This window comes from Neobacillus canaveralius (assembly GCF_047237705.1).
In the GTDB taxonomy this organism is placed as follows: domain Bacteria; phylum Bacillota; class Bacilli; order Bacillales; family Cytobacillaceae; genus Neobacillus; species Neobacillus niacini_K.
On record NZ_JBDFLL010000001.1, the window covers coordinates 676339 to 693631 of the forward strand.

Annotated in this window: 9 protein-coding genes and 3 rRNA genes; 11 read left to right on the forward strand and 1 reads right to left on the reverse strand. The window is 41.2% G+C overall.

The window, feature by feature from the left end:
- Positions 1–91: 91 nt before the first annotated feature.
- The 6 genes from ABC255_RS03245 (at position 92) to ABC255_RS03270 (ending at position 7121) form a co-directional block, all read left to right on the forward strand.
- Complete coding sequence (locus ABC255_RS03245) at positions 92–1138, forward strand: autoinducer 2 ABC transporter substrate-binding protein (protein ID WP_412991330.1); 1047 nt, start codon at positions 92–94, stop codon at positions 1136–1138.
- A gap of 102 nt (positions 1139–1240) precedes the next feature.
- Positions 1241–2728, forward strand: a complete 1488-nt coding sequence (locus ABC255_RS03250; RefSeq protein WP_412991331.1) for a sugar ABC transporter ATP-binding protein — start codon at positions 1241–1243, stop codon at positions 2726–2728.
- A gap of 33 nt (positions 2729–2761) precedes the next feature.
- On the forward strand, positions 2762–3757 hold the full coding sequence (locus ABC255_RS03255) for an ABC transporter permease (RefSeq protein ID WP_412991332.1): 996 nt from the start codon (positions 2762–2764) through the stop codon (positions 3755–3757).
- Positions 3758–3776: 19 nt separating this feature from the next.
- A complete protein-coding gene (locus tag ABC255_RS03260) occupies positions 3777–4829 on the forward strand; it encodes an ABC transporter permease (RefSeq protein ID WP_412991333.1) in 1053 nt (350 codons plus the stop codon).
- Between the two features lie 14 nt (positions 4830–4843).
- Positions 4844–6547 (forward strand): ribulokinase, encoded by a 1704-nt coding sequence (locus tag ABC255_RS03265; RefSeq protein ID WP_412991334.1) that lies wholly within the window; start codon positions 4844–4846, stop codon positions 6545–6547.
- Positions 6516–7121, forward strand: coding sequence for a KpsF/GutQ family sugar-phosphate isomerase (locus tag ABC255_RS03270; RefSeq protein ID WP_412991335.1), 606 nt, complete (start codon positions 6516–6518; stop codon positions 7119–7121). Before ABC255_RS03265 ends, ABC255_RS03270 begins: the two co-directional genes overlap by 32 nt.
- Positions 7122–7165: 44 nt before the next feature.
- Here ABC255_RS03270 and ABC255_RS03275 read toward each other — a convergent pair whose 3' ends face one another.
- A complete protein-coding gene (locus tag ABC255_RS03275; protein ID WP_412991336.1) occupies positions 7166–8158 on the reverse strand; it encodes an ABC transporter substrate-binding protein in 993 nt (330 codons plus the stop codon).
- A 224-nt stretch (positions 8159–8382) separates the two neighbouring features.
- Here ABC255_RS03275 and ABC255_RS03280 point away from each other — a divergent pair, with 224 nt between their 5' ends.
- From ABC255_RS03280 to rrf, 5 genes are all read left to right on the forward strand, one after another.
- Positions 8383–10113, forward strand: coding sequence for a cache domain-containing sensor histidine kinase (locus ABC255_RS03280; RefSeq protein ID WP_412991337.1), 1731 nt, complete (start codon positions 8383–8385; stop codon positions 10111–10113).
- Positions 10114–10116: 3 nt separating this feature from the next.
- On the forward strand, positions 10117–11691 hold the full coding sequence (locus ABC255_RS03285) for a response regulator (RefSeq protein ID WP_412991338.1): 1575 nt from the start codon (positions 10117–10119) through the stop codon (positions 11689–11691).
- Between the two features lie 587 nt (positions 11692–12278).
- Positions 12279–13828: ribosomal RNA gene (locus tag ABC255_RS03290) — 16S ribosomal RNA — on the forward strand.
- A 192-nt stretch (positions 13829–14020) separates the two neighbouring features.
- Positions 14021–16957: ribosomal RNA gene (locus ABC255_RS03295) — 23S ribosomal RNA — on the forward strand.
- A 76-nt stretch (positions 16958–17033) separates the two neighbouring features.
- Positions 17034–17149, forward strand: a 5S ribosomal RNA gene (rrf, locus tag ABC255_RS03300).
- The 16S, 23S and 5S rRNA genes sit together here, the layout of an rRNA operon.
- Positions 17150–17293: the final 144 nt, after the last annotated feature.

Genomic DNA, 17293 nt, shown 5'->3' on the forward strand with positions numbered 1-17293 from the left:
GTAAGATAGGTTCAGGCGGTAAGAGATTACTAGAAATAACATCAGTAATTTGTTAGCGTTTACAACTTAACTCAAAAGAGGAGGAAGCGTTTTGAAAAGGTTTAAAAAGGTATTATCATTAATGTTTATTTCCATTCTAGCATTATCCATGATTGTTGGTTGTGCGGGTACAGGGATTACCACAGAATCCGCAGGTGGAGCTTCTAAGGAAAAAGAAAAAGACGGTAAATACAAAATTGCAACCGTTGTCAAACTTAGTAACAGTGCATGGTTTGAGCGTATGGACAATGGGGTAAAGAAATTTGCTGATGAAACGGGAGTCGATGCCTATCAAATCGGGCCGCAAAAGGCAGATGCAGCACTTCAAGTTCAAATGATCGAAGACTTAATTGCTCAAAATGTTGACGCGATTGTGGTTGTACCATTCTCTCCAGAAGCGCTTGAACCAGTTCTTAAAAAAGCAAGAGACAAGGGAATTGTTGTGATCAGCCATGAAGCATCAAACTTAGAAAACGTAGATTACGATATTGAGGCATTTAATAATGCTGATTATGGTGAACATCTAATGGCTAAACTTGGAGAGTTAACAAACGGCGAAGGTGAATATGCAACATTTGTGGGTAACTTAACAACAAAATCACATAACGAGTGGATTGATGCAGCGGTTAAGCTTCAAGAAGATAAATACCCAAAAATGGAACTTGTTGCAGATCGAAACGAGTCTAATGATGACCAAAAAACAGCTTATGAAACAACAAGAGAACTTCTTAAGAAGTATCCAAACTTAAAAGGAATTCAGGGAAGTGGAATGCCTGATGCCGCTGGAGCAGCACTTGCTGTTGAGGAAATGGGATTAACGGGTAAAGTGAAAATCGTTGGAACAAGCCTTGTATCAGTAGCAGGAAAATATTTAGAAAGTGGTTCATTAGATATGATTTCCTTCTGGGACCCAGCTGATGCCGGATACGCTGCGAACAAGCTTGCATACATGATTTTGGAAGGTAAAGAAGATCAATTAAAAGAAGGAGTGGACTTAGGAGCTCCTGGATATAACAAGCTTAAACTAGACGGTAAAGTATTCTATGGTGAAGCTTGGATTGATGTAACAAAAGAAAACATGGATGATTACAACTTTTAAATCAACCAAAGGAAATAATAGCAATTATACAGCTTGACTGTATAATTGCTTCCTTATATTCCAAGTAGCCAACAGTGAATAACTGGGAGGAGAGACTACACGATGAGTGAACCATTTATAAAGTTAACGAATATAAGCAAATCTTTTGCCGGTGTAAAAGCCTTACAGAACGTAAACTTGACCATTAATAAAGGGGAAGTACGCTGTCTTGCCGGAGAAAATGGCTGCGGAAAATCAACTTTAATTAAAACGATCTCTGGTGTTTATAAATCAGATGGCGGCGTGATTGAAATTAACGGAAAACAATATAAAAACTTTTCTCCAATCGATGCCATAAAAGAAGGAATTCAGGTTATTTACCAGGACTTTTCGATCTTTCCGAACTTAACCGTTGCCGAAAATATCGCAATGAATTTACAGCTTACCAATAACAAAAAGTTAGTAAACTGGAAGAAAATCTATGAAATTGCCGATCAAGCTGTCAAGAAGATTGGAATCAATATTGATTTAACGGCTAAAGTAGAAACTTTATCCGTTGCCGATAAACAGTTAGTGGCAATCTCTAGAGCACTGCTTCAGGATGCAAAGCTGATTATCATGGATGAACCAACCACTGCACTAACGCAAAAGGAAGTCAACTCATTATTTAAAATCATGAGGGACTTAAAAAAACAAGGAATTTCGATTCTATTTGTAAGTCACAAGCTAGAAGAAGTATATGAGATTTGTGAAACCATTACCATCTTACGAAACGGTAAGAATGTTAAAGATGGTGATGTAAAAGAGATTAATCAAACAAACTTAGTTGAATATATGACTGGCAGAAAGATTGAAGATGAACTATTTACACCTGAAAGCATCGGCAAAACTCCCCTTTTAAGAACAGAAAATCTGACTAAAAAGGGCGCCTTTACTAATATATCCTTGGATTTATATCCAGGAGAGGTACTTGGTATCACTGGTTTGCTTGGTTCAGGAAGAACAGAATTAGCAAAGGCTCTTTTCGGAATCCTCCCAGCTGATTCAGGTGCCATTTATCTCGAGCAAGAACAAGTAAAGTTAAAAAGTGTACATGATGCCATCAAACATAGAATTGGCTACGTACCTGAAGACCGATTAACGGAAGGGCTATTCTTACAGCAGTCTATCGGGAAAAACATGGTCGTGAGTGTTATTGATAAACTCTTAAATCGATCAAAACTAGTGAATCAAGAAAAAATGAAAGCAGAAATGGATAAGTGGATTAAAGATCTTACTATTAAAACACCATCAGCAGAACTTCCTGTTTCCGCTCTATCAGGAGGAAATCAACAAAGAGTTGTCCTGGCGAAATGGCTTGCCACCAATCCTAGGTTATTAATCTTAAATGGACCAACAGTCGGAGTGGATATTGGTTCGAAAGCCGATATTCATAACATTGTCAGAAAGTTAGCATCACAAGGTGTTGGAGTAATCATCATTTCAGATGATATTTCAGAAGTCATTCATAACTGTAACCGAATCCTTGTCATGAAAAAAGGCGAGATCGTTAACGAGTTTCGTAATACAGCCATTTCAGAACGTGAATTAGGACATCAATTAAGCAGTTAATCTCTATTACTGTGAGTGGGGAGTGATACCATTTTGAAAAAACTTATGAATACAAACGAATTTTTTGTTGCATTAACCTTACTAGTCCTTGCATTAGTCATTGGAGTGATAAATCCTACATTCTTTTCAGCGGGTAATATGATTGATTTATTTAGAAGTAGTATCGTAACAGGGATATTTGCTGTGATAACGATGATCGTCATTGTATCTGGAGGAATTGATGTATCTTTCCCAGCGATTGCAGCATTTGCCATGTTTACAACGACTAAAATCTTAACTTCTTATGGATACGAAGGATCTATTCTGCTTGCATTTCTTATTGCAGGGTTAATTGGAGCCTTTCTAGGTTTAATTAATGCCATTTTAATTTCACGCTTTAACTTGCCAACCTTAATTGTAACGCTTGGTACAGCAAGTATGTTCACAGGGTTTTTACTAACTTTTATTGGCTACAAAGAGATTCCAGACGTACCTAAAGGTATGACTGATTTTTCAAAAATGGAACTATTTCGAGTAACGACAGACAGCGGGGTTGTTTACAGTCTTCCTTTGGCGGTTCTTGCTTTAGTAGCAGTAGCTGGTGTGGTTTGGTTTATTTTCCGTTATACCATGCTTGGCAGGGGGATTTATGCTATTGGTGGTGACCTTGTCTCAGCCGAAAGAGCTGGTTTTAACATCAAGAAAATTCAATTCTTCATCTATTGTTTCACTGGATTTCTTGCGGGAATCGCGGGGATTATTCACACCTCATTAATGAGAAATAGTAATCCAATGGATTTTATGGGAGCGGAAATGCTCGTTATTGCAGCGGTTGTTCTTGGTGGTTCAAGAATTACAGGAGGACATGGCACCATGTTTGGAACGTTTCTAGGTGTTTTCTTAGTTCTTGTCATCAACAATAGCTTAATTTTGTTAGGAATCCCTTCTTATTGGCAGAGATTCATTGTTGGCTTACTCATTTTAGTTGGAACAGGTATCACTGCATATCAAGCGAAGAGGTCTGCAGTTAAAATGCCAAGCACCACTTAATTAGATTGGAGGGGAAGTTATGCAGACAGTAAAACCGAGCACTGAAAACCTGAATAAAAAGGGGTTATCAGCTTTTAATTTCAATATAAAAAACGTACTTTCGAATGATGGAAACTTAACTAGATTAGTAGTCATGATGGTTCTTGTATTTATTACGATGAGCTTATTAAAACCTAATTTGTTCCCGACTGTAGACAGTCTTCTGTCAATGGCTTTTCAGTTCCCTGAGTTTGGAATACTAGCCATTGCAATGATGATCTGTATGGTTACGGGAGGGATTGATTTATCGATCATTGGAATAGCCAACCTTTCTTCTATTCTAGCAGCGGTTACCATGGTGAAATTCATCCCTGAAGGCGCTGGCGCTGGTCAAATTTTAATCGTAATTTTACTTGCGGTTGCGATTGCTGTTCTCACTGGTTTAGCGTGTGGGTTACTAAATGGTATTGCGATTTCAGCTTTTGGAATTCCACCAATTCTAACAACACTAGGTTCGATGCAATTATTCACAGGTCTTGGAATTATTATTACAAAAGGGAAAGCTATTTATGGATTCCCATTAGAATTCACGATTTTAGGTGCTGGATCCGTACTTTATGTACCAATACCACTGATTCTTTTCGGTATCATCATTGTGACTTTCTACATACTGCTTAAAAAGACGTCTTACGGATTAAAACTTTATATGATGGGGACTAATCCAACGGCTTCGACTTACTCTGGTATTAATAATTTAAAAATTACGATTCAAACATATATGTATTCTGGTGCACTTGCAGCCATTGCAGGTTTGCTTATTGCATCACGTACAAATTCAGCTAACGCGGACTATGGCAGCAGCTATACCTTACAGGCGCTTTTAGTAGCCATTCTTGGCGGAGTTAATCCAAATGGTGGCTTTGGTAAAGTAGCTGGTGTGGTTGTTGCAGTCCTGACCCTTCAATTTCTATCAACCGGCTTTAATATGCTGCATATCAGCAACTTTTTTAAGGATTTCATATGGGGAGCAGTACTTATTATTGTTATGATTACAAACTATATCAGTAATCAAAAGCAAATGAAGCGTTTATAGAGGAGAAGTAAAATATGACTAAGAAGTATTCAATTGGTATTGATTACGGCACCCAATCAGGAAGGGTTCTTTTAGTAGAAGTGGAGACAGGCAGGGAAATTGCTACGATGGTTACCTCTTATAAACACGGAGTAATTGAAGATTGCCTTCCAGGAACAGATATAAAACTTGGGCAAGACTGGGCGCTTCAGCATCCAGATGATTATATTGACGTTATTAAAACCATTCCTGAAGTGATTAAACATGCAGGTGTTCGGCCAGAGGACGTTATTGGCATAGGAGTTGACTTCACATCTTGTACGATCCTTCCTATCAAGAAGGACGGGACGCCGCTATGTTTTCTTGATGAATATAGGAACACTCCTAACGCCTGGGTAAAATTATGGAAGCACCATGCTGCACAAAAACAGGCAAATAAACTTAATGAAATTGCAGCGGAAAGAGGAGAAGCATTTCTCTCCCTTTATGGTGGAAAAATCTCTTCTGAATGGATGATTCCAAAAATTATGCAAGTTTTAGAAGAATCACCGGAAATCTTTGATGCAGCCGATCTTTTCATTGAGGCTGGTGATTGGGTGGTCATGAAGATTATTGGAGAAAAGGTAATAAGCAGCTGTTCAGCAGGGTACAAAGCACTTTGGCAAAAACAAACTGGCTATCCTGAAGAAGTGTTTTTTAAGGCTCTTGATCCTAGATTAGAGAAGGTTGTCGATGAAAAGCTCTCTAGAGAGGTTTATCCAATAGGGCATCAAGCAGGATTCCTAACAGAAGCTGCTGCTAGTTTAACAGGTTTAACCACTCGTACAGCCGTCTCAACGTTTATCTGTGACGCTCCGGTAGCCCTTCCGGCCGTAGGTGTTACTGAACCAGGTAAAATGGTGATGGTGATGGGAACCTCACTTTGTCATTTCATCCTTTCTGAAGAAGAAGTAAAGGTAGAAGGAATTTGCGGAAGTGTTGAAGATGGAGCAATGCCAGGGCTGTTTGGCTATGAATCAGGGCAAAGTGCTGTCGGGGACATCTTTGAGTGGTTTATGAAAAATTGTGTTCCCGCTGAGTACCACCGTGAAGCAGAGGAACAAAATATTGATATTTATAGATTATTAGAAAATAAGGCTTCAAGATTAAAACCAGGAGAAAGCGGACTTCTAGCGCTTGATTGGTGGAATGGAAACCGTTCACCTCTTGTGGATGCTGATTTGTCCGGAATCATCTTAGGATTAACGTTATCAACAAAGCCGGAGGAAATGTACCGAGCGTTGCTCGAGGCAACAGCATTTGGCACGAATTTGATTATTGAAACACATAAAAATGCTGGTATTGATGTGAATGAGTTGGTTGCTTGTGGCGGCCTATCTCAAAAAAACAAACTGCTTATGCAGATTTTTTCAGATGTTACCAACATGAAGATTCATATCGCAGGATCCCCACAAACGCCTGCATTAGGTGCAGCCATTTATGGGGCCGTTGCAGCAGGTAAAGTAAATAGCGGCTATGATAATGTTTTTGATGCTTCATCAAGAATGGCTAATTTATTGGATGACACGTACAACCCAAATCAAGAGCATCATCAGATTTATCAACAATTGTTTGCGGAATATAAACGATTAAATGAATATTTTGGCCGTGGACTTAATGATGTGATGAAGCGGTTGAAAACTTTGAAAAAGGGAGATGTAACACGGCATGACAACGAATCAATTATGGCAGCACGTTAGTAACACACTATCCATTGAAGCAGAATCGATACAAGAACTTTCCTCCACGCTATCAAAGGAGGCTGTTTTTCAAGTCATTGAAGCAATCAAAGAGTGTCAAGGAAGAATCGTTGTCGCTGGCTGCGGAACATCAGGAGTTGTAGCCAAGAAAATTGTTCACACATTATGCTGTATTGAGCGTCCGGCTGCTTACTTAAATCCTTCTGATGCTGTTCATGGTGAGCTTGGTCTGGTACAAAAGGATGATGTAGTTATTTTAATATCAAAAGGTGGAAAAACGAGTGAATTAGTAGGGCTTCTTCCAGCACTGAAAGTGAAAGGGGCCAAGTTAATTACCGTAACAGAGAACTTGGATTCTATTCTTGCGAAAGAAGCGGATATTGTTCTCAAGATAAAGGTACAACGTGAACCAGATCCCTTTAATATGTTGGCTACTGCCAGTACTCTTGCCGTTATTTCCGTATTTGATGCGATTACCATTGCCCTTATGCATGAAATGAATTACACACAAGAACAATTTGCTGTAATCCACCCAGGTGGAGCGGTTGGACAACTATTATTAAACAAAGCATAAATGGAAAAAGGCTGGCACACTTGTGTCAGCCCAATCTTGTTTATTTAATAGGCTTGGTCAATATGTGCCGCTGCATTATCTTTTGTAAAGAACCGGCCGGGGTGAATAATCCTGATTGGGGTCTCTTTACCACTTAAATGATCTTTTATTACTTCAAAAGCCTTGGGGCCAAGGAAAGGGCTGCATTCTACAGTCGCTCCTAATTCACCAGCAATAATCGCTTTCAATGCATCCTTTTCTCCATCCACTGAGACGATTGTGGTTTCTGAAGGTTTGATACCAGCTGCTTTTAAGGCCTGTATGGCACCAATTGTGCTTTCATCAGCATGTGAAAAGATAGCAGTAAATTTAGATTCTGTTGTTTGAATCATTTGTTCCATTACCTTTTGGCCGGTAGCCCTAGAGGATTCTCCTGATTGAGAAGCAATTATTTTCATCCCTGGGTATTGTTGGATTACCTTTCTAAAACCCTCTGCACGTAATTTAGCAGCTGTGGAATTAGTTGTAGCAGTTATTTCTAAGATATCTGCTTTGCCATTGGTTTGTTCTATTAACCATTTCGCCGCCTGTTTACCTTCCCAGAGGAAATCGGTACCAATAAACGTGAGGTAATCTTCTCCAGGAGCACCTTCTGCTTCACGGTCAACCAAAATGACAGGGACCTTTTTTTTCTTTGCCATTTTTAAAGCTGGACCAAGCTCATTATATTGTCTAGGTGCTAAAATCAGATAATCCACGTCTTGAGAGAGAATTTCTTTGACATCTGCGAGTTGTTTTTCGGAAGAACCCTGTGCGTCCGTATAAATGAGTTCAAATCCGCGTTTTACGGCTTCTTCTTTAATACTATTGGTTTCAGCAATACGCCAGGGATTATTATTCTCCCCTTGTGAGAAACCAACTCGAATTTTGGAGCTTTCTTCTGATTCGCCCTTTACATCTGTTTTAGTAGATGGGGATACAGGATTACATGAAGTTAATAATAATAATGAAAAACCAATCGCTAGTATAATGTTTAATCGACAATACGAATTTTTCATCCTTACACCCCGCTTTTATGTAAACGCATACTTTTAATAGTACTACATTTATTTGAAACTAGTAAAAAGGAAAATAGCACTTAAATTGAGTTGTTAAGGTTATTACTATTTTGGAATAGATTTCAAAGTTTTTATATTAGGAATTTTCTTATATAATAGAAATATAAAAAAATTTTTACTGGATGTAAACAATGAAAATAAATAAATTCTATACCAACTTGTCAATGCAAAAAAAGCTTCTCATTCAGTTTATTATACTTTCGATTGTACCCATTCTACTTCTTGGAGCAGTCTCGGTTGTTATTACTTATAACATTACCAAAAACAATGCGATACAGTTTAGTAAAGAAATTGTTCACCAAACGACTCAAAAAATTGATGAATTGCTGCTAGAAGTCGAAAAATCTGCCCTGATCACAGCTGAAGAACCAGCTGTTCAAGAAGCGTTAAGAAATCCGATTAGCTCTGATATTGCCAAAAAATACTCGCAAGAATTAGAAATTAACACGCGATTAAATTTAATTGCCAATTATAACGAGAAATTATTTGGTATTTATGTAATTGGAAATAATGGCGGCAGATTTAAATCAAATTATGGTACCGAACTGACATATGATATTAATCATTCATTGTGGTACAAGGATGTAGTGGTAAAACGTGATGTCACATGGTTTAGTGCAAGAGTTGGGTCATTGCTTGTGAAAACAGCAGGGGAATTCTTCATATCAGCAGGGTATCCCATTAAGGATAAAGCTAGCGGAAAGATTTCAGGCATTGTCATGGTTGACGTTCCTGAGCAGCAGTTAGCCACGATTGCTCAAGCCAAGTTAGGTGAAAAGGGATATATATCGATCCTTGATGATGAAAATTCAGTTATCACTCATCCTAATCGTAATTTAATTACGACAAAACTTAAATTGGATCAGTCAAAAAAAATTATCACATCCGAAAATACGAAGGTTATTTATACAGCTAGCAGAATTTTGATTGAAGAAACCTCTACCGTAACGGGATGGAAGATCATTGGAACAATCCCGATTGGTGAATTAACTAAAGATAGTATTGTGATTCGGAATATTATCATATTGATTCTTTTTCTTGTTTGTTCGAGTGCGTTATTTTTTGCATATCAGTTCTCAAGGCTGACAGTAAAACCATTAAAAGATATGACCCATTCAATGAAAGTTGTTGAAGAAGGGAACTTTAATGTTAAACTTCCGTCAATCGGTAACGATGAAATAGGGCAGTTAAACACCGGCTTTAATGTGATGATTCAAAGAATACAAGAGTTAATGGATCGGGTACTTACGGAACAGGAATCCCTTCGTCAGGCAGAGCTTAAATCATTACAATATCAAATTAATCCCCATTTTTTATATAACACATTAGATTCAATCGTTTGGTTAACAAGAGCGAATAAAAATGAGGAAGCTATCAAAATGGTAATAGCCATTACCAAACTGTTTAGGATTGGGATTAGCAGGGGAGAAGATATTATTACGCTTGAAGAAGAAATCGAACATGTGGGGAGTTATCTTACGATCCAGCATATGAGGTATTCTAAGAAATTTGACTATACCATTGAGATACCAAAAAGCTTTCATCGGTATAAAACTTTTAAAGTTATCCTGCAGCCAATCGTAGAAAATGCCATTTACCATGGAATTAAGTTGAAGAAAGAGAAAGGGCATATATCGGTTAGCGTGAAAGATAGAGAGGACCATCTGTTGCTGATTGTCAAAGATACAGGCAAAGGGATGGATGAAGAAACGGTAAAAAGGTTGAATAATACGTTAAAGGATGGACCAGGGGAGAAATTAAACATATATGGTCTTAAAAATGTAGAAGAACGTATTAAGCTGTTTTTTGGCGAAGGTTATGGTATTACATTTCACAGCATCTTAGGAGAAGGAACTACGGCAGAAATTAAAATACCAAAAATGATTGGAGAATAAAAAGTGATAGATGTTCTATTGGTTGATGATGAGGATATGATTCGGCAAGGGATCTTGCATAGTGTGGATTGGAACAATTTTAATATGCGTGTAATTGGAGAAGCGGAAGATGGAGAAGAGGCATTGGAGATCTTTTCGAAACACAAGCCTCAGGTAATATTGACAGATATTAAAATGCCTTTTATGGACGGTTTAGAGCTTCTGGAAAAAGTAAAAGCTGAAAATGACAACACGTATATTATTATCATCAGTGGATATGATGAATTTCAATATGCTCAGAAAGCTGTGAAATTAGGAGCGTTTGATTTTATTCTTAAACCTATAGAATTGGATTACTTGGAACAAATTTTAACGAAAATCAATGCAGATTTTGCGGTAAAGATGGAAAAAGAAAAAGATGTACAAGTACTAAAAGAAAAAGTAGAAAACATTCGGTCTATTTTGCAAGAAGGCTTTTTTAAGGATTTGATTTTTAAAAAGTTTGATAGAGATGCTGTTGAGGAAAAAATAAAAGAGTTAGAGATTATAGAGTTTGGGTACAATACTGCTTTACTTGTCCAATTAGATGAATCTGAAATTACAAATGAAACTTTCCTAAACAAAGAGCAGTTTGAAAGAGAAAAAGAAATCTTTATCATCGAAATGAATCAAAGGGAATACACGTTCCTTATCTTAGGTACTCATGAAGCGGATGTTAAAAGCAAGAGGAGCACAATCTGTAACAGAATTAGAGATGAGGTCAATGCGTCAATTACTATCGGTTTAGGAAATATTTATCCTTCTATCCTTCAACTTTCTCAATCGTACGAAGAAGCCTTAGAAGCCTTAGAATATAAATTTATATTAGGCAATGGACAGGACATTGATTATAACAGCATCAAAGATCGAGTAACAGCATATTCAAATGTGATAAATAACAAGGATTACGACCTAATCTACTCATTGGATTTTACAGATAAGCCACGTCTCCAAAAGGATATTAACCAATTAATGTCTGAACTTAAAAATACCGGCCGTGATTCTTACCTTTATTCTCAATTGATTATTAGTAATATTTATATGTCTGCCATTAAAGCATTAAAGGAAATTGGAGGAAATGTGGAGGAAGTATTTCATCATCCTTTAGAGGAATTCAAGCAGCTTGCTTCCAATCCAACTATTGAAAGGGTAGAAGATAAACTCTTAGTTATGTTGTTTAAAATTGCTGATTATATAAATGAAAGGAAATTTGGAAAATACGCTTATATCATTGAAAAAGCTAAGCTGTATATTCATCAGCACCATCAAAATCCCGATCTTTCAATAGAAGCGGTTGCACGCTATGTCAACATTAGTAACAGCTATTTTAGTATCTTATTCAAGCAAGAAACGGGACAGACCTTTGTAGATTATTTAACTTCTTTCAGAATTGAAAAGGCGAAATACCTTTTAAAGGTGTCCGGATACCTTTCCTATGAAATCTCTGACCAAGTTGGTTTTAATAATTCTACTTATTTTAGTACCATTTTTAAGAAATATAACGGTTGTTCACCTACTGAATATAGGAAAAGAATACTCGAGGAGGAGAATGGTTCTTAGGTTGATTAAATGCTTGTTTAAGCACCAAAAACACTGCAACACCATATAGATAAAGGTTTTGCAGTGTTTTTGTGTTATTTTCGTCGCATGAAGTAATTTAATGCACCTAAGGCATGGTTGATGTAGAAGGAGCCTTACGATATTGTTCAGAAGGGTAAGTTTTAAAATCCAATTCGAACCCCTTTTTATTAATTTTTATTAATCAAAGTAATTAATATTGTAGGTTTATTTGATTGCATAAGGACTCAGTTTTGGTTGTTGCTTACATTAAACAAGCATTGTTATCCTAAGTATAGTATTGGAGTAATGTTATTTCGGAAAAAAAGAAAACTTTTTGTTGCATATTTGAATTGAAGGTGCTAATATTAGGAAGTTGCTTTTAACGCCGGTTTTACTAGTTGAAAGCAAGAATGAAAAAAAGTTAAATTATTATATTGAAATATTAATAGAGATGTGATAAGATAATATCACTGTCGCTTAAGGCGTGTTCATTGCTCTTTGAAAACTAAACAAACAAGAACGTCAACAAAACAATTTTTTAGTTTTTTATAAAAACTAAGCCAACGTAACAAATGAGCTAATCAACTTTCTTGGAGAGTTTGATCCTGGCTCAGGACGAACGCTGGCGGCGTGCCTAATACATGCAAGTCGAGCGAATCTTGAGGTGCTTGCACCTCTTGGTTAGCGGCGGACGGGTGAGTAACACGTGGGCAACCTGCCTGTAAGACTGGGATAACTTCGGGAAACCGGAGCTAATACCGGATAATCCTTTTCCTCTCATGTGGAAAAGCTGAAAGTCGGTTTACGCTGACACTTACAGATGGGCCCGCGGCGCATTAGCTAGTTGGTGAGGTAACGGCTCACCAAGGCGACGATGCGTAGCCGACCTGAGAGGGTGATCGGCCACACTGGGACTGAGACACGGCCCAGACTCCTACGGGAGGCAGCAGTAGGGAATCTTCCGCAATGGACGAAAGTCTGACGGAGCAACGCCGCGTGAGCGATGAAGGCCTTCGGGTCGTAAAGCTCTGTTGTTAGGGAAGAACAAGTATCGGAGTAACTGCCGGTACCTTGACGGTACCTAACCAGAAAGCCACGGCTAACTACGTGCCAGCAGCCGCGGTAATACGTAGGTGGCAAGCGTTGTCCGGAATTATTGGGCGTAAAGCGCGCGCAGGCGGTCCTTTAAGTCTGATGTGAAAGCCCACGGCTCAACCGTGGAGGGTCATTGGAAACTGGGGGACTTGAGTACAGAAGAGGAAAGCGGAATTCCACGTGTAGCGGTGAAATGCGTAGAGATGTGGAGGAACACCAGTGGCGAAGGCGGCTTTCTGGTCTGTAACTGACGCTGAGGCGCGAAAGCGTGGGGAGCAAACAGGATTAGATACCCTGGTAGTCCACGCCGTAAACGATGAGTGCTAAGTGTTAGAGGGTTTCCGCCCTTTAGTGCTGCAGCTAACGCATTAAGCACTCCGCCTGGGGAGTACGGCCGCAAGGCTGAAACTCAAAGGAATTGACGGGGGCCCGCACAAGCGGTGGAGCATGTGGTTTAATTCGAAGCAACGCGAAGAACCTTACCAGGCCTTGACATCCTCTGACACTCCTAGAGATAGGACTTTCCCCTTCGGGGGACAGAGTGACAGGTGGTGCATGGTTGTCGTCAGCTCGTGTCGTGAGATGTTGGGTTAAGTCCCGCAACGAGCGCAACCCTTGATCTTAGTTGCCAGCATTCAGTTGGGCACTCTAAGGTGACTGCCGGTGACAAACCGGAGGAAGGTGGGGATGACGTCAAATCATCATGCCCCTTATGACCTGGGCTACACACGTGCTACAATGGATGGTACAAAGGGCTGCAAAACCGCGAGGTTAAGCCAATCCCATAAAACCATTCTCAGTTCGGATTGTAGGCTGCAACTCGCCTACATGAAGCCGGAATCGCTAGTAATCGCGGATCAGCATGCCGCGGTGAATACGTTCCCGGGCCTTGTACACACCGCCCGTCACACCACGAGAGTTTGTAACACCCGAAGTCGGTGGGGTAACCGCAAGGAGCCAGCCGCCTAAGGTGGGACAGATGATTGGGGTGAAGTCGTAACAAGGTAGCCGTATCGGAAGGTGCGGCTGGATCACCTCCTTTCTAAGGATAATGCAGTCCATGTGGACTGATAAAACGTTGACTGTTACTTGTTTGTTTAGTTTTGAGAGAGTAATTTTCTCTCGAAACATTCGTTCCTTGAAAACTAGATAATCGTAAGAAGAAGTCAAAGTAAAACCGAGAATTGCCATTTTAGTTTTTCTCTCTTATTAATAAGAAGAAAATAACCTTTTAGGTTAAGTTAGAAAGGGCGCACGGTGGATGCCTTGGCACTAGGAGCCGATGAAGGACGGGACTAACACCGATATGCTTCGGGGAGCTGTAAGTAAGCTTTGATCCGGAGATTTCCGAATGGGGGAACCCACTGCTCGTAATGGAGCAGTATCTTTACCTGAATACATAGGGTATTGAAGGCAGACCTGGGGAACTGAAACATCTAAGTACCCGGAGGAAGAGAAAGCAAACGCGATTCCCTGAGTAGCGGCGAGCGAAACGGGACATAGCCCAAACCAAGAGGCTTGCCTCTTGGGGTTGTAGGACACTCAACATGGAGTTACAAAGGAACGGGGTAGATGAAGCGACCTGGAAAGGTCCGTCATAGAAGGTAAAAACCCTGTAGTTGAAACTTCGTTCCCTCCTGAGTGGATCCTGAGTACGGCCGGACACGAGAAATCCGGTCGGAAGCTGGGAGGACCATCTCCCAAGGCTAAATACTCCCTAGTGACCGATAGTGAACCAGTACCGTGAGGGAAAGGTGAAAAGCACCCCGGAAGGGGAGTGAAATAGATCCTGAAACCGTGTGCCTACAAGTAGTTAGAGCCCGTTAATGGGTGATAGCGTGCCTTTTGTAGAATGAACCGGCGAGTTACGATCCCATGCAAGGTTAAGTTGAAGAGACGGAGCCGCAGCGAAAGCGAGTCTGAATAGGGCGTATGAGTATGTGGTCGTAGACCCGAAACCAGGTGATCTACCCATGTCCAGGGTGAAGGTGAGGTAACACTTACTGGAGGCCCGAACCCACGCACGTTGAAAAGTGCGGGGATGAGGTGTGGGTAGCGGAGAAATTCCAATCGAACTTGGAGATAGCTGGTTCTCTCCGAAATAGCTTTAGGGCTAGCCTCACGTTGTAAGAGTCTTGGAGGTAGAGCACTGTTTGGACTAGGGGCCCTCATCGGGTTACCGAATTCAGACAAACTCCGAATGCCAAAGACTTATCCGTGGGAGTCAGACTGCGAGTGATAAGATCCGTAGTCAAAAGGGAAACAGCCCAGACCACCAGCTAAGGTCCCAAAGTTTACGTTAAGTGGAAAAGGATGTGGAGTTGCTTAGACAACCAGGATGTTGGCTTAGAAGCAGCCACCATTTAAAGAGTGCGTAATAGCTCACTGGTCGAGTGACTCTGCGCCGAAAATGTACCGGGGCTAAACGTAACACCGAAGCTGTGGATTGACACCGTATGGTGTCAGTGGTAGGAGAGCGTTCTAAGGGCGTTGAAGCTAGACCGTAAGGACTGGTGGAGCGCTTAGAAGTGAGAATGCCGGTATGAGTAGCGAAAGACGGGTGAGAATCCCGTCCACCGTATGCCTAAGGTTTCCTGAGGAAGGCTCGTCCTCTCAGGGTTAGTCGGGACCTAAGCCGAGGCCGAAAGGCGTAGGCGATGGACAACAGGTTGATATTCCTGTACCACCTCTTTATCGTTTGAGTGATGGGGGGACGCAGGAGGATAGGGTAAGCGCGCTGTTGGATATGCGCGTCCAAGCAGTTAGGCTGGTAAGTAGGAAAATCCGCTTACCGTGAAGGCTGAGCTGTGATGGCGAGGGAAATATAGTACCGAAGTTCCTGATTCCACACTGCCAAGAAAAGCCTCTAGCGAGATAAAAGGTGCCCGTACCGCAAACCGACACAGGTAGGCGAGGAGAGAATCCTAAGGTGTGCGAGAGAACTCTCGTTAAGGAACTCGGCAAAATGACCCCGTAACTTCGGGAGAAGGGGTGCTTTTTGAGGTGAATAGCCTCGAAGAGCCGCAGTGAATAGGCCCAGGCGACTGTTTAGCAAAAACACAGGTCTCTGCGAAGCCGCAAGGCGAAGTATAGGGGCTGACGCCTGCCCGGTGCTGGAAGGTTAAGAGGAGGGGTTAGCGCAAGCGAAGCTCTGAATCGAAGCCCCAGTAAACGGCGGCCGTAACTATAACGGTCCTAAGGTAGCGAAATTCCTTGTCGGGTAAGTTCCGACCCGCACGAAAGGCGTAACGATCTGGGCACTGTCTCAACGAGAGACTCGGTGAAATTATAGTACCTGTGAAGATGCAGGTTACCCGCGACAGGACGGAAAGACCCCGTGGAGCTTTACTGTAGCCTGATATTGAATTTTGGTACAGCTTGTACAGGATAGGTAGGAGCCTGAGAAACCGGAGCGCTAGCTTCGGTGGAGGCGTCGGTGGGATACTACCCTGGCTGTATTGAAATTCTAACCCGCACCCCTTATCGGGGTGGGAGACAGTGTCAGGTGGGCAGTTTGACTGGGGCGGTCGCCTCCTAAAGAGTAACGGAGGCGCCCAAAGGTTCCCTCAGAATGGTTGGAAATCATTCGCAGAGTGTAAAGGCACAAGGGAGCTTGACTGCGAGACCTACAAGTCGAGCAGGGACGAAAGTCGGGCTTAGTGATCCGGTGGTTCCGCATGGAAGGGCCATCGCTCAACGGATAAAAGCTACCCCGGGGATAACAGGCTTATCTCCCCCAAGAGTCCACATCGACGGGGAGGTTTGGCACCTCGATGTCGGCTCATCGCATCCTGGGGCTGTAGTCGGTCCCAAGGGTTGGGCTGTTCGCCCATTAAAGCGGTACGCGAGCTGGGTTCAGAACGTCGTGAGACAGTTCGGTCCCTATCCGTCGTGGGCGCAGGAAATTTGAGAGGAGCTGTCCTTAGTACGAGAGGACCGGGATGGACGCACCGCTGGTGTACCAGTTGTCTTGCCAAAGGCATCGCTGGGTAGCTATGTGCGGACGGGATAAGTGCTGAAAGCATCTAAGCATGAAGCCCCCCTCAAGATGAGATTTCCCATAGCGTCAAGCTAGTAAGAACCCTGAAAGATGATCAGGTTGATAGGTCAGAGGTGGAAGCGTGGTAACATGTGGAGCTGACTGATACTAATCGTTCGAGGACTTAACCAATTTTTAAAGGCGAACTCGTTTTACAAACTTCTTCTGTATTATCTAGTTTTGAGGGAATGATACCTCAACAAAATAGTCTGGCAGCAATGGCGAGAAGGTCACACCCGTTCCCATACCGAACACGGAAGTTAAGCTTCTCAGCGCCGATGGTAGTTGGGACTTTGTCCCTGTGAGAGTAGGACGTTGCCAGGCGAAAGACTTTTAGTCTTTTGATTCTCTTTTAATAGAGAAAAAGATAAAAACTTTATATTGCATTAATACACCAACGGTGTTATTATTGAAAAGCTGCTTCGTGAAGACATTCAATATAAAAAAATTAAAGTGATTTTATGTTGA